A 14,533-nucleotide genomic window follows, 5' to 3' on the forward strand; every position below is an offset into this window, starting at 1 on the left:
ACTTTTTTAGGATAAATATCAATCATATCCGAAGTGATTTCACCACCGGCTACTTCTTGAATTAAAAGAGCAGCTCGTTTCAAGGCATATTCAGTCAAGTTTACATCAATTCCTCTTTCAAAACGGAAAGACGAATCGGTACTCAACGAATGACGTTTAGCCGTTTTACGAATACTAACTGGATTGAAATAAGCACTTTCTAAGAAAATATTGTTGGTTGTTTCAGTTACACCCGAATTTTGTCCGCCAAAAACACCTGCTATACATATTGGTCCTTTTTCGTCACAAATCATCAAATCTTCTTCGTGTAAACTTCTTTCGATACCGTCAAGCGTTGTAAATTTTGTGCCAGTTTCAACTGTTTTTACAATCACTTTTCCTGAAATTTTTGATGCATCAAAAGCGTGAAGAGGTTGCCCAATTTCGTGTAAAACGTAATTGGTAACATCAACAATATTATTTTTAGGATTCAATCCAATTGCTTTCAATCTGTTTTGAAGCCATTCTGGAGATTCTTTTATAGTTATTCCTGAAATAGTAACACCACAATATCTTGGTGCGAGTTTGGCATCTTTTACATCAACATCAATTTTCAAGGTTCTTTTATCAACTCTAAAATTGCTAACTGAAGGAGTAATAAGTTCTACCGAAACACCACTTTGAATTAAACCTGCGCGTAAATCTCTTGCTACACCAAAATGACTCATGGCATCAGCACGATTAGGTGTTAAACCAATTTCAAACACTTCATCATTTTCAATCTTGAAAACAGTTGCAGCGGGTGTTCCAGGTTTTAAGATTTCATCTAAAACCATAATTCCTTCATGGCTTGAACCAAGGCCTAATTCGTCTTCGGCACAAATCATTCCGTGGCTTTCTTCATCACGAATTTTTCCTTTTTTTATTTGAAATGATTCTCCTTCTTTAGTATATAAAGTAGTTCCAATTGTAGCAACAGGGACTTTTTGTCCAGCTGCCACATTTGCAGCGCCGCAAACAATTTGTATAGGTGTTCCAGTTCCAATATCAACTGTTGTAACTTTTAATCTGTCTGCATTTGGATGTTGTACACATGTTAGTACATGCCCAACTACAATGCCTTCTAATCCACCTTTTACCGATTGGTATTTTTCTACTACTTCAACTTCAAGTCCTAAATCGGTTAGAAGTGCTGCTGTTTCGTCTGATTTCCAGTCTATTTTAATAAATTGTTTTAACCAATTGTATGAAATCTTCATTGTATTTGAATAATTTTAGAGTTGGCAAAGATAAGTATTGTAATTTTTAGTTTAAAATATATTTAGGTCAAATAATTATTTCTTTTTATTTACTAAAATGAGTAATGATTATAACTTCTAAGCTATAAATATTATATAAAAACTTGCTGATTTTACAATATACTTTATATAAATTGATAGTAACAAATTACTTGATAAGTAAATAATTAGCATTAAAAAGGAAACAAATGCATATAGTATTCTAATAGTTGATTTGGAAAAATGATTTTAAAAAAAGTAGTATGTCTAAAATTGTGTAAACTACCAAAACTATTAATACTTAATCCACTAAGAAGAATATTACTTTACTTTTCTAATTTTTTTTAAAAATTGATGGTTATTAAATCAACTCTTCCACATGTTTTTTGATATTTGAAGCAATTTTAGTCATGGGTAAATCATTGGCATCGCTTCCAAAAGGATCTTCAATTTCTTCGGCAATTAGTTCTAAACTTGCTAATACATAAAAGATAAAAACAACAACAGGAATAACATAATATCCTAAACTAAACACAAATCCGAAAGGTAATGTCATTACAAAAAAGAAAATAAACTTTTTAATAAAAGCACTGTATGAATAAGGAATAGGAGTGTTTTTTATACGCTCACAAGCACCACAAATATCTGTAAATGATTGAATTTCAGAATTGATAATGATAAATTGATCACCTGTAATTTCTCCAGATTTGTACAAATCATTGGCTTTTTTTACTATCATTTTCGCAACCTGATTTGGGCGATGATTATGGTGATTGATTTCTAAATTTAGATCTTCAAAAAGCATCATACTTACTTCTTCATTCAATAAATGTTTAGACAAAACCGAAGAATAAGCTGGTATTACTTTTCTGAAAAATTTTTTGTCATTTTCATCATTTAGCATAATAGAAAGTTTTATTGCCAAATTTCTTGAGTTGTTGACTAATGCTCCCCATAGTTTTCGGCCTTCCCACCAGCGATCATAAGCTGTGTTGGTTCTATATGCCAATAATAACGAAAGTACAAACCCAACAGTTGTGTGCATTACCGTTAGATTTTTAACATGACTATTCTCTGAAAGTTTCCAATATTCAATTTCTAGATAGGCTATACCAGCTGCATACAATCCGATGAAAACCATCATAGGAAGTAATTGCCTAAAAGTGTCCGATTTGTGAAAACGAAATATAAAAGTAATCCAGTCTTTTGGGTTGTATTGTACCATTATTCTTGATTAATTGGTGTGAATTTATTTGTATCTATTTCGTAAACAAATAGTTGAGGAGTGTATTCGCCTCCAGTCATCATTACAGCATCGGTTGTAAGAACAAATGGTTCGGAATCTTTGATAACATTAGAACTTTTGGTAACTGTTTTCACTTTAAAATAATCTGTATAAGCTTTTCGGTAAGCTAAATAAGGTTCTTTAGTCACTTTGTTAGTCAAGAAAATCAAAATAGAAGAATATTCTTTTTCTACATTATCCAAAATAACTGCAAAATCTTTTAATCCGTCTCCATCATAATCGCCTTTACAAAGAACATATGGTGAACGTTGACTATTTTGAGTTAAATAGTAAGATGCATTTTCAAAATAGGAGTTATCCATTATCGCTTTTTTAATTTTTGAATCAAGGAAAGCGAATTCTTTTAGCGAAAAATATTTTTTGTAGTTTTCAAATTCGTATTGTTCCACAAAAACTTTTTCTGAAATATAGCCAACAGGTTGATCTGAAAGTTTGGTTGGTTTGGTATTGTAAATTGCTACAAAACCGTTCTTTTTTTCATTAGCCAATAGTGTTTCATCACCTTTTGTTCCAACACCTTCTTCGTCAAAATAGACACTTTTTGTATAAACTTTTGTGCCAAATTTTAAGCTATCAATAACATTGTGTTGAGCTTCATTTGGAGTTCTTCTAAGCATTGCTTTATGGGCGATAATGAAATTTTCGCTTGCATAAAAACCATTTTTTTCAAGCAAATCTTTTTCTTCTGAAGTAATCGAATCTGTTTTGGTAATAGTATCGTTAATCGTTATAGCTGGTTCAATAGCTTTAATTTCTTTTTCTTCATTATTCATAAAAAAGTAAGCACCAGTAGCAATTCCAGCAGCAGTTAGAATGCCTAATACAATATATAATTTTGAATTGTTTGGCTTGTTTTCCATATCTTTATTCAGAGATTATTTTTGTACAAAAATAGTATTTGTTTTAGCTTTTTAAATGCGCTTTGTAAAAAAATATAAACGTTAATCAAATAGTTTTTAACTAATATAGTTCCAAATACTTTTCTTTTTGCTAATTTCAATAAAAACTTGTCGAAGTGTTTGATGTTCAGATTTTTCCATTGACGCATCCTCTTTTAAAAGTTTAATGGCATAATTTCGAGCCAATTGAAGTATGTCTTTATCTTTAACCAAATCAGCAATTTGAAGATTTAAAACGCCACTTTGTTGTTTTCCCATGATATCGCCTGGACCGCGAAGTTTCAAATCGACCTCGGAAATTTCAAAACCATCATTGGTTCTTACCATCGTTTCCATGCGTGTTTTGCTATCATTACTAAGTTTATGACTTGTCATTAATATGCAATAACTTTGTTCGGCACCACGACCCACACGACCACGTAATTGGTGTAGTTGTGACAATCCGAAACGCTCGGCACTTTCAATAACCATAACACTTGCATTTGGAATATTTACGCCTACTTCAATTACCGTTGTCGCTACCATAATATTGGTTTTTCCATCAGCAAATCGTTTCATTTCTGAATCTTTATCGGCGGGTTTCATTTTGCCATGAACAATCGAAATGGAATAATCTGGCAAAGGAAAATCTCTCGAAATACTTTCGTAACCATCCATCAAATCTTTATAATCCATTTTTTCAGATTCTTGAATAAGTGGATAAACGATGTAAATTTGTCTTCCTTTTGCAATTTCATCTTTCAGAAATTTCCAAACTTTTAATCGATTAGAATCGAATCTGTGAACGGTTTGAATAGGTTTTCTTCCTGGTGGCAATTCGTCAATTACTGAAATATCCAAGTCGCCATATAAACTCATTGCTAAAGTTCGCGGAATAGGAGTAGCGGTCATCACTAAAATATGTGGTGGAATTTCGTTTTTTTTCCACAATTTGCTTCGTTGTTCTACTCCAAAACGATGTTGTTCGTCAATAATGGCCAAACCTAAGTTTTGAAACATAACCTTATCTTCTAACAAAGCGTGCGTTCCAATTAGAATGTCCAAAGTACCATTTTCAAGCTCTTCATGAATAATCGTTCTGTCTTTAGTTTTGGTTGAACCCGTTAAGATTTTAATAGTTATATTTAACGATGAAGCCAATTCTGATAAACCATTAAAATGTTGATTGGCAAGAATTTCGGTTGGCGCCATTAAGCAACTTTGAAAACCATTGTCTTTTGCCAAAAGCATGCACATTAAAGCCACAATTGTTTTTCCTGAACCCACATCGCCTTGTAATAATCGATTCATTTGTGCATTGCTTCCAAGATCGTTTCTAATTTCTTTGAGTACTCTTTTTTGGGCGTTGGTTAATTCAAATGGCAAATGATTATTGTAGAAATCAGTAAAATTTTCACCTACTTTTTCAAACGGATGCCCTTTTATTTTATGTTTTCTAATTAGATTTTTGGTTATCAATTGCAATTGAATAAAGAACAATTCTTCAAACTTTAATCGGAATTGCGCTTTTGCTAAAATAGCTTGACTTTTAGGAAAATGAATGTTGATTAGAGCCTCTTTTTTCGAAATTAATTTTAATTCATCCAATAAATAAGAAGGTAAAGTTTCCGAAAATAAAGTATGCGTTTCGGTAAACAATTGTTGCATCATTTTATTGATTACTTTGTTTGAAATTCCTCTATTACCTAGCTTTTCTGTACTAGGATAAACAGGTTGCATGGCACTTCTAATATTGGCTTTGTGTTCTTCTAGCAATTCCATTTCGGGATGAGCCATGTTAAAATTAGCTCCAAATTGGGCTACTTTTCCAAAAATCACATAAATTATATTGAGTTTTAAACTTTCTTTTATCCATTTGTGACCTTGAAACCACACAAGTTCCATTTCGCCAGTTTCATCAACAAATGTGGCTACTAATCTGGTTTTGGCTTTTCCTTGTTCGACGGTTTTAATGTGAATTATTTTACCCACAATCTGAACTTCGGAATTATTATTTTCAAGTTGATTGATTTTGTAATAACGCGTTCTGTCAATATATCTATTTGGGAATAAATTGACTAAATCACCATATTTATGAATATTCAATTCTTTTCGCAACAAATCTCCGCGTTGAGGACCAACGCCTTTTAGGTATTCTATTGAAGTATCGAAGAGATTCATATCAATTTCAATGGACAATTACAAAATTCAATTACAAAATTCAATTACAAAATTCAATTACAATTAGCGAAGATAGTTTTTTAATAGGAAATTTGAAAACGCCTATTTGAAAAACTCTGTTATCTTTGTAAAGCTTATAAAATTTATCATGCGCTATTTAATTTTCTTTCTTTTTTCAATTTGTTCTATTGCTCAACAAACTAGCAAAGTTGATTTTATTGAATGTAATGCTAAAATTGTTCCTAAAGCTGAAATTAAATCGGTTTTTGGAAAAGTTTCCTATACCTTTAATGTAAAATCTTCTATTGACACCATTAGAATTGATGCCAAGAGTATGGATTTTAGTAAAGTTTTTATTAATGGCAAAAAAGTCAATTTTAAAAACAATGAGAAAGAACTAGTATTATTTGAAGGTTATAAAAATGGAAAAAATAAAGTTACATTTGACTATGAATGCAAACCTAAGCAAGCATTTTATTTTGTTGGAGAAGCTGATAATCTTCAAATTTGGACACAAGGTCAAGGAAAATATACAAGTTATTGGTTGCCGAGTTTTGATGATGTAAATGAGAAAGTCATTTTTAATTTGAATATCACTTTCAATAAAGATTTTGAAGTTTTGTCAAATGGAAAACTGTTTAAATCTTCGATTATTGAAAATGCCAAGTCATGGAATTACTGCATGAGAAAACCGATGTCGTCTTATTTATTGATGGTTGCTGTTGGCAAATTTGTTAAACAAGAAAGCAAATCTAAATCGGGAATTCCGTTAGAGTTTTATTTAGATAAAAACGATTCTGATAAATTTGAGCCAACTTTTCGCTATTCAAAACAAATTTTTGATTTTTTTGAAAAGAAAATAGGAGTGAAGTATCCATGGAAAATTTACCGTCAAGTTCCGGTAAGAGATTTTTTGTATGCCGGAATGGAAAACACAACAGCTACAATTTTTGCACAAGATTTTATTATTGACTCAATAGGTTTTAATGATAGAAATTATGTTTGGGTTAACGCTCACGAATTGGCACATCAATGGTTTGGAAATTTAATTACGGCCAAATCTGGAAAGCATCATTGGTTGCAAGAAGGTTTTGCCAAATATTATGAGATGTTGGCTGAAAGAGAGGTTTTTGGCGACGATTATTTTTATTATAAATTATACAAAAATGCTAATGCTATAAAAAACGCTGCAAAATCAGATTCAATTCCAGTAATGAATGAAAAAGCAAGTTCATTGAGTTTTTACGAAAAAGGTGCCTGGACTTTACATGTAATTAGAGAAACTATTGGAGAAAAAAAGTTTGATAAAGCTATTAAAAGCTATTTAAAAAAATACAAATTCAAAAATGTTGAAACAGATGATTTTTTGGATGAAATTAAAAAAGTATCAAACTTTGATACAGAAAATTTTAAGAAAAAATGGTTGTTAGATTGGCGTTATCAATCTGATGATGTTAATCGATTATTGAATAAAAATCAATTCATAAAACAATTGGTTGAAATTCAAAAGCAATCAAGCAAACCATTTTCTGAGAAAAAAGACATATTTCTTCAAATAATGAATTCGGATAGATATTATCCCATTAAAGTTGAGATTTTGCACCAAATAAGTTCAGTTTCTTTTGATGAAAAGAAAAATATTATAAAAGCCGCTTTGCAAAGTTTGGAAGTAAAAGTTCGGCAAGCAGTGGCAGAAACAGTTGAGAATATTCCAATTGATTATAAAAATGAATATGAAACCTTGTTAAATGATGACTCTTATAATACAAAAGAAATTGCATTTGTAAATTTATGGAATAACTTTCCTGATGAACAATCAAAATATCTTGAAATAGCAAAAGATTGGAAAGGAAATAATGATAAATCTTTGAGAATATTGTATTTAAGTTATGTTCAACAATCAAATAGTTTATCTGATAAAGTTAAAAATGACTTATATACTGAATTGATTAATTATACCTATCCAACGTATGAAAGTTCAATTAGACAAAATGCTATTGAAGCTTCTTTATCAATAAATCCAAAAGATGAAATAGCTTTAAAGAATCTTATTAGAGGAACAACACATTTTAGATGGCAATTTTCTAAGTATTCTAAAGATAAAATACGTGAATTGGTTAAAAATACTCAATACAAATTACTATTTAAATCAATTTCTCTAGTTCTTCCTGAAAATGAACAATTCCAGCTTCAAAGAATTATTGGAGATTAAGTGTTATTGTCAATTCTAAACAAGTTCAATTCAGTATTTTAGTGGTTAAATTTTACTAAAAACAGCATTTAATCGATGTTTTTGAGTGTTTCAACAATTTTATTTTATTTACTATTGGTGTTTGCTGTAATATTGCGTAGTTATTAACCTCAATTGTATTAAACATAAGAAAATGAAATTAAAAAAACTATTTATTTTAGGATTTGCTATAACAGCGGCACTTTTTACAAGTTGTAACACCAGTGAAGATGAATCTACAATCTTTGTAAATACTAATGTAGAATATAAATTTGATTTAGGAAAAAGTGTTAAAAGAGACTTTGAAGGATTAATAGTTGATGAACAAAACCAACCTCTTTCTAATGTTACAGTAAAGATGAATGGCAAGACTAGCACTACTGATGCTAACGGAGTTTTTACATTAAGTAATGTTTATGTTAAAGAAAGATTTGCCTATTTAACAGCTGAAAAAGAAGGTTATTTAAGTGGTTCAAGAACTTTAATTACACATGAAAGTTTAAACACTTTAAAAATTATGCTGGTAGCTCCAACAACATTTACCATTCAATCTGGGGTTGAAAGTACTGTAACTGTAGGAAATACAACTGTAAAGTTTGATGGTGCATTTTCAACCGAGAATGGTCAGCCTTATAATGGAGTTGTAAAAGTTTTAACATCAGACATGCCTGCTAATGATCCTTACGTTTTTGATAAAATGCCAGGTTCTTTATTTGCTATTGATGCCCAAGGTCAATACAAAGGATTAGAGACTTTTGGTATGGTAACCGTTGAATTAAAAGATGCTAATAATAAAAAGTTACAATTAACTAATGGTCATAAAGCTGAAATAACCATGAATATTACACCTGAACAATTAGAAAAAGCACCAGCAACAATGCCAATGTGGTGGTTTGATGAAGTAGCAGGATTGTGGAGAGAGGAAGGTTTTTCTACCAAAGTTGGTGCAAAATATGTTGGTAATGTCTCTCACTTTACAAGATGGAATAATGATGTGGCTTTTCAAGTTGTTTCATTAACAGTTATTGCAAAAAATTATGATGGCACTATTGCTCAAGGAATCCGTTGTGAAATTTTTAGACCTAGTGTAACAGGTTTAACAACTTACCACAATATTCCTCTAATTCTTTTAGGCGTTACCGGAGCAACAGGTAAGCTAACTGTGGGGGTGCCAAGAAATGAAGTATTTATTATTAGAGCTTACGATACAAATGGAAATCCTGTTCATAAAGTAGAATTGCCAGCCTCAAACTTAATGACAAGAACTGTTAATATTACTATACCTGTTCTTAACAGGCCTTAAAATATAGTTCAGAATATTAAAATAAATTATAAAATAAACCGACTGTTTCTTAAGTCGGTTTATTTTTTTTAAATAAGAATTTAAATTTAGTTTTCTATAATAATGTAATAGTTTATTTTTGTAAAAAAGTTTCTAATGTATAAACTAGTAATTCGACCATTTCTTTTTTTATTTGATCCAGAAAAAGTTCATCATTTTTCATTTCTATTTATTGCCTTTCTTCATAAAATACCTTTTATTCCAGCGTTAATTAAAAGTTTGTATCGAACAAATAATAAAGAATTGGAAACAGAAGTTTTTGGAATAAAATTCCCTAATAGAGTTGGGTTAGCTGCAGGATTTGATAAAGATGCAAAACTTTTTAATGAACTATCTAATTTTGGTTTTGGATTTATAGAAATAGGCACGTTAACACCTATTGCTCAAGATGGAAATCCTAAGAAAAGACTATTTCGCCTAAAAGAAGAAAATGCAATTATTAATAGAATGGGATTTAATAATGGAGGTGTTAAGGCTGCAGTTGAAAGATTAAAAAAAAATAAAAAAGTAATTATTGGAGGTAATATTGGAAAAAATAAGATGACACCAAATGAGGAAGCTGTAGGTGATTATCTAATTTGTTTTAATGAATTATTTTATTTTGTTGATTATTTTGTGGTAAATGTGAGTTCACCTAATACACCAAACTTAAGAGCACTTCAGGATAAAGAACCTCTTACTAATTTATTATCTACACTTCAAAATGAAAATTTGAAGAAGCAAACTCCAAAACCTATACTTTTGAAGATAGCTCCAGATTTGACAAACGAACAATTGTTAGATATAATTGATATTATAAATGTTTCAAAAATTGCAGGTGTCATTGCAACTAACACAACAATTTCTCGAGATGGATTACTATCAGAAGCTAAAATTGAAATTGGAGGCTTGTCTGGTAAACCTTTAAAAAACCGTTCTACTGAGGTTATTCGATTTTTAGCAGAAAAAAGCAATAAAAGTTTCCCAATTATTGGCGTAGGAGGCATTCATTCTGCTGACGATGCTATCGAAAAGTTAAATGCTGGAGCGAGTTTGATTCAGTTATACACAGGATTTATTTATGAAGGACCTTGCTTGATAAAGAAAATAAATAAAGCGATTTTAAATAAATAATTTTTATCTTTATACTCATAAATAATTATTTTGAAAACAAAAGTTAAAATTATTGAATGTCCGCGAGATGCCATGCAAGGTATTAAAGCTTTTATACCTACAGAAAGAAAGGTTGCCTATATTCAATCTCTTTTAAGAGTTGGTTTTGACACTATTGATTTTGGTAGTTTTGTTTCGCCAAAAGCAATTCCTCAAATGCAAGATACAGCTTCTGTTTTGCAACAATTGGATTTATCTCAATCAAAAAGTAAACTATTGGCTATAATTGCTAATACACAAGGAGCTACAACAGCCTCTAATCACAAACAAATAACTTATTTAGGTTTTCCTTTTTCTATTTCTGAAAATTTTCAGATGCGAAATACACACAAGACAATTGGTGAAAGTTTAGTTACATTACAAGAAATTTTAGAAATAGCTACCTTAAATAATAAGGAGGTTGTTGCTTATCTTTCGATGGGTTTTGGTAACCCTTATGGTGATCCTTGGAATGTTGACATTGTAGGTGAATGGACAAATAAGCTATCAAATCTTGGTGTAAAAATTATTTCGTTATCAGATACTATTGGCAGCTCAACACCTGAATCAATTGATTATTTGTTTTCAAATTTAATAAAAGCTTATCCTCAAATTGAGTTTGGTGCTCACTTGCATACTACTCATGATAAATGGCATGAAAAAATTGATATAGCTTATAAAGCTGGATGCTTAAGATTTGATGGCGCTATACAAGGTTTTGGAGGCTGCCCAATGGCTAAAGATGATTTGACAGGGAATATGCCTACAGAAAAAATGCTTTCCTATTTTACGCAACAAAAAGCTGAAACCAATGTTAGTCCAATGAGTTTTGAAAGTGCATACAATGTAGCCTCACAAATTTTTGGAGAGTTTCATTAACAAAGAAAAAGAGTTCAGACAAACTCTTTTTCTTTATTTTAAAATATAATTTACTTTATTATAATTTCCTTTATTATAATTGATTTTTTTAAACTGATTAGTTACTTCAATTTGATATATTTTCGATTCTAGAATTTAGCTCATTTATTTTATAAGTATATTATACTTTCTATTTTTTTAGCCAATTGATAATCCAAATCTGTAATTTCCTTTTTATCGTGAGTAAATAATGAAATTTCTAATTGAAATGCTTTGTGAATTTTACAATCGGGATGATGGTTCATTTCATCAGCAAAACAGGCTATTTTCTCAAGAAATTTAACCAATTCTGTTTGCGATGAAAATTTGAAATTAGTTACTAACTTACCATCAATAAGTTCCCAATTCAAATTAATATTTTCCATTTAATAATTCCCCACCAATGGCAGATTTAGCTTCAATTCCTAATTTTTTCATCATTTCATAGGTGGTGCAAACTGCTGCAGAAGTAACTGGAATTCCACATTCAGCCTGAATTAAATCTATAGCTTCCAACGATGGCATTTGCACACAAGCTGAAGCAACTAAAACATCGACATCTGTTAAATCTAATTGCTTGTAAATTTCCAATAAATTTAGTGGGTTTTGAGCGGCAACTTCTAAATTATCTGGAATTTCTAAAGCAATACTTTGTTTTACTTTGATGCCTTGATTTTCAATATAATCCACCACCATATCGGTTAATGGTCGCATATACGGCGTAATAATCGAAATTTGTTTCGCACCCAAAACCTTTAATCCGTTAATTAATGCACCTGCAGAAGTAACAATTGGCGTTGGAAAATCATTAGCCACTGTTTCTTGGTGCAAATTTACTTCCGACACACAATGATACCCGCGTCCCATACTCATAATCGCTACCAAGCAGGCATAACCCATTACATCTACGTGAGCATCTGACAGTTCTTGCGCACATTTCAAACTCATCGCATCCATCGCTTCCAATTCTTCTTTGGTTACTTTTTTCATGCGCATTCTACTGCTATGAAACGTAAAACGCTCAGGCAAAATGGTTTCTCGTGAACGAAAAATGGCTGGTATTTCGGTTTCCATCGTTACGTTTGATGATGGAACTATTTGTCCTATTCTGTATTTCATTTTTATATAGTTTACAGTCGCAGTCTCAGTTAACAGTTTGAATACTGAAAACTGAGACTGAAAACTTTTTTAAATTTCTTTAATCGTATTCACAATTGTTCCAATGCCTTCCACTGTGGCTTCTACCACATCGCCATCATACATCCATTCTTGAGGATCACGACCTGCGCCAACACCTGCAGGAGTTCCTGTTGCAATAATGTCGCCAGCTTCTAAGGTAAAAACAATGCTTAAATCTTCAATCAAATCATTGATATTGAAAAGCATAAATTTGGTGTTGGAATTTTGTTTTTCAACTCCATTTACTTTTAATGACAAATTCAAGTTGTGCGGGTTTTCAATTTCGTCTTTTGTAACCAAATAAGGGCCCATTGGCGCAAAAGTATCTTGTCCTTTAGATACAATCCATTGTCCTTCTCTACGACAATCGCGGGCAGAAATATCATTAATTACGGTATAACCAAATACATAATCTAAAGCTTCAGATTTAGGCACGTATTTTCCTTTTTTTGAGATAATTACAGCCAATTCACATTCCCAATCTAATTGAGAAGTTAGTTTTGTATTTTTGATAATTTCGGTGTTTGTTGCCGTAACTGTTGTAGGCGGTTTTGAGAAAATAATTGGTTTTGTAGGCAATTTTCCTGTTGTATCTAATGTTCGAGCACTTTCTGCTACATGTTCGGTGTAATTTAAACCAATTCCAATGATGTTTTTTCTTGGTTTTTCGATAGGCGCTAAAATAGTAACTTCGTTCATTTCATAAGCAATTTCTTCGAAGAAATTTTCTGGTGTTTCCGAAATTAATTCACTTATTTCAGCAATAATTTCAAATCCCATATCAATTAAATCCAACATATCATTAGGTAATGGAAAATTAGAAATTTCACCAAAATCTTCCATATCAATAACTTGGTTGTTATGAATGAAGCCCAAACGTGGCTCGGTATCTTGTGTTTTGTAGGTAAGTAGTTTCATATTTATGTATTTAACCGCAAAGATTTACGCAAAGTTCGCTATGTTTTTTTAATGTTATTGAATTTTGAATTTGATATTGTTATTGTATTTGCTGATGACCATTATTTTCTTCTAATTCTCTACTTTGAAATAATCCTAAACTTTCAATTACAGGTAAATCGTTGAATTGAAATAGGCAAGCATCTTCGGTTTCAGATAAATTGTGGTGTTCGTGCCAAGCCCAACTCGGAACACAGAAAATATCTCTTTCTTTCCAATCGAAGCGTTGGCCGTTGATGATGGAAAAACCTTTTCCTTTCGCACATTGATACACAAACGAACCTGTATGCTTGTGTGCTTTTCCTTTGAAACCCGCTGGCAATAATTGCATCGCGGCACCCATAGTTTGCATCACGTGTCCGCCAGTTAACGGATTCGAATATTGCATAAAAATGCCATCAAACAGATTAACATCATTCACTTTTTGAGCTTCTAAAAGTGCTGGATACACATTTTTCCAAGAATATTTGAATAATGGCGAATACGGCTTGTCCCAGGTTGTATCAGCTGGAATTAATCCTGCACAACCGTAAATTATTGGTGAATAATTCAGCGGTTTTACTAAAGGCTGTTTGCCATCATAAACAGCATAATCATTGGCTTCCAATGCGTTTACTAAAGGAATATCCAAACCATCTTGCCAAATACAGGTTTTCCCGCCTTCTTCCACGCCGTGTTCGTGCCAAGTGGAATTTGGGGTGATGACAAAATCATTCACTTCAAGCATAATTTTATTACCATCTACAACGGTATAGCCTTTTTCACCTTCCATAATAAATCGTAATGCTGATGCCTTATGACGGTGCGCCGAAGTACTTTCGCCTGGACGCGTTACTTGAATTCCAGTGTACAACCAACCCACAGCTGCTGATACATCTTTACGTTTGTCGTTTACTAAATAAACCACACGACGACCTGCTTGTTCGGGTGTAACTAATTCGGATGATTTTAAAACTAAATCACGTAAATCATCATATTTCCAAAGCATTGGAACAGATGACGAACGCGGTTCCCAAGGTTCGATGTCATTGGCTACTGTCCATAAAGCGCCTGCGCCTAAAGCTTCAAGTTCTTTGTAATAGGCAACTAATTCGGGTGAATCTTGTACTCTTGCACGACCGATTTGGTCATCTGAAAAGTTATTATCTTCCATTTTCTTATTTTTCTGCCACTGAT

At 31.7% G+C, this 14,533-nt stretch carries 12 protein-coding genes; 4 read left to right on the forward strand and 8 right to left on the reverse strand.

Going from position 1 to position 14,533, the window contains the following annotated elements:
• From pheT to recG, 4 genes are all read right to left on the reverse strand, one after another.
• Nucleotides 1-1,238 (reverse strand): phenylalanine--tRNA ligase subunit beta (gene pheT / locus ACIQ66_RS10720; protein ID WP_396212792.1); only part of this gene is annotated, 1,238 nt, incomplete at its 3' end.
• A gap of 379 nt (nt 1,239-1,617) precedes the next feature.
• Nucleotides 1,618-2,481 carry a bestrophin family protein gene (locus tag ACIQ66_RS10725; protein WP_396212793.1) on the reverse strand — a complete coding sequence of 288 codons (864 nt, stop codon included), beginning with the start codon at nt 2,479-2,481 and terminating at the stop codon, nt 1,618-1,620.
• Nucleotides 2,481-3,422 (reverse strand): hypothetical protein, encoded by a 942-nt coding sequence (locus tag ACIQ66_RS10730; protein ID WP_396212794.1) that lies wholly within the window; start codon nt 3,420-3,422, stop codon nt 2,481-2,483. Before ACIQ66_RS10730 ends, ACIQ66_RS10725 begins: the two co-directional genes overlap by 1 nt.
• 96 nt (nt 3,423-3,518) lie before the next feature.
• Nucleotides 3,519-5,621: an ATP-dependent DNA helicase RecG gene (recG, locus tag ACIQ66_RS10735; RefSeq protein ID WP_396212795.1), complete on the reverse strand. Its 2,103-nt coding sequence runs from the start codon at nt 5,619-5,621 to the stop codon at nt 3,519-3,521.
• Between the two features lie 148 nt (nt 5,622-5,769).
• Between recG and ACIQ66_RS10740 the strand changes: the two genes are divergently transcribed.
• The 4 genes from ACIQ66_RS10740 (at nt 5,770) to ACIQ66_RS10755 (ending at nt 11,203) form a co-directional block, all read left to right on the forward strand.
• Nucleotides 5,770-7,833 carry a M1 family metallopeptidase gene (locus ACIQ66_RS10740; RefSeq protein ID WP_396212796.1) on the forward strand — a complete coding sequence of 688 codons (2,064 nt, stop codon included), beginning with the start codon at nt 5,770-5,772 and terminating at the stop codon, nt 7,831-7,833.
• 172 nt (nt 7,834-8,005) lie between these two features.
• Nucleotides 8,006-9,154 (forward strand): carboxypeptidase-like regulatory domain-containing protein, encoded by a 1,149-nt coding sequence (locus ACIQ66_RS10745; RefSeq protein WP_396212797.1) that lies wholly within the window; start codon nt 8,006-8,008, stop codon nt 9,152-9,154.
• A 135-nt stretch (nt 9,155-9,289) separates the two neighbouring features.
• A complete protein-coding gene (locus ACIQ66_RS10750) occupies nt 9,290-10,306 on the forward strand; it encodes a quinone-dependent dihydroorotate dehydrogenase (protein ID WP_396212798.1) in 1,017 nt (338 codons plus the stop codon).
• Nucleotides 10,307-10,336: 30 nt separating this feature from the next.
• Complete coding sequence (locus ACIQ66_RS10755) at nt 10,337-11,203, forward strand: hydroxymethylglutaryl-CoA lyase (RefSeq protein ID WP_396212799.1); 867 nt, start codon at nt 10,337-10,339, stop codon at nt 11,201-11,203.
• A 149-nt stretch (nt 11,204-11,352) separates the two neighbouring features.
• Here ACIQ66_RS10755 and ACIQ66_RS10760 read toward each other — a convergent pair whose 3' ends face one another.
• The 4 genes from ACIQ66_RS10760 to ACIQ66_RS10775 all read right to left on the reverse strand — a co-directional run.
• The gene (locus ACIQ66_RS10760) at nt 11,353-11,607 is read right to left on the reverse strand and encodes a 4a-hydroxytetrahydrobiopterin dehydratase (RefSeq protein WP_396212800.1); all 255 of its coding nucleotides are present in this window, start codon (nt 11,605-11,607) and stop codon (nt 11,353-11,355) included.
• Nucleotides 11,594-12,340 (reverse strand): Asp/Glu racemase, encoded by a 747-nt coding sequence (locus ACIQ66_RS10765; protein WP_396212801.1) that lies wholly within the window; start codon nt 12,338-12,340, stop codon nt 11,594-11,596. Before ACIQ66_RS10765 ends, ACIQ66_RS10760 begins: the two co-directional genes overlap by 14 nt.
• A gap of 69 nt (nt 12,341-12,409) precedes the next feature.
• Nucleotides 12,410-13,318 (reverse strand): fumarylacetoacetate hydrolase family protein, encoded by a 909-nt coding sequence (locus tag ACIQ66_RS10770; protein WP_396212802.1) that lies wholly within the window; start codon nt 13,316-13,318, stop codon nt 12,410-12,412.
• 79 nt (nt 13,319-13,397) lie between these two features.
• On the reverse strand, nt 13,398-14,533 hold a 1,136-nt coding region (locus ACIQ66_RS10775; RefSeq protein ID WP_396212803.1), incomplete at its 5' end, for a cupin domain-containing protein.

Origin of the sequence: Flavobacterium sp. (assembly GCF_044377315.1) — a bacterium.
Lineage (GTDB): Bacteria > Bacteroidota > Bacteroidia > Flavobacteriales > Flavobacteriaceae > Flavobacterium.

Excerpts from the sequence above, each read along its gene's own strand:
- ACIQ66_RS10770 (WP_396212802.1), bottom strand. The coding sequence starts at position 13,318 with ATGAAACTACTTACCTACAAAACACAAGATACCGAGCCACGTTTGGGC.
- recG (WP_396212795.1), bottom strand. The coding sequence starts at position 5,621 with ATGAATCTCTTCGATACTTCAATAGAATACCTAAAAGGCGTTGGTCCT.
- ACIQ66_RS10750 (WP_396212798.1), top strand. The coding sequence starts at position 9,290 with ATGTATAAACTAGTAATTCGACCATTTCTTTTTTTATTTGATCCAGAA.
- ACIQ66_RS10765 (WP_396212801.1), bottom strand. The coding sequence starts at position 12,340 with ATGAAATACAGAATAGGACAAATAGTTCCATCATCAAACGTAACGATG.
- ACIQ66_RS10745 (WP_396212797.1), top strand. The coding sequence starts at position 8,006 with ATGAAATTAAAAAAACTATTTATTTTAGGATTTGCTATAACAGCGGCA.
- ACIQ66_RS10740 (WP_396212796.1), top strand. The coding sequence starts at position 5,770 with ATGCGCTATTTAATTTTCTTTCTTTTTTCAATTTGTTCTATTGCTCAA.
- ACIQ66_RS10760 (WP_396212800.1), bottom strand. The coding sequence starts at position 11,607 with ATGGAAAATATTAATTTGAATTGGGAACTTATTGATGGTAAGTTAGTA.
- ACIQ66_RS10730 (WP_396212794.1), bottom strand. The coding sequence starts at position 3,422 with ATGGAAAACAAGCCAAACAATTCAAAATTATATATTGTATTAGGCATT.
- ACIQ66_RS10725 (WP_396212793.1), bottom strand. The coding sequence starts at position 2,481 with ATGGTACAATACAACCCAAAAGACTGGATTACTTTTATATTTCGTTTT.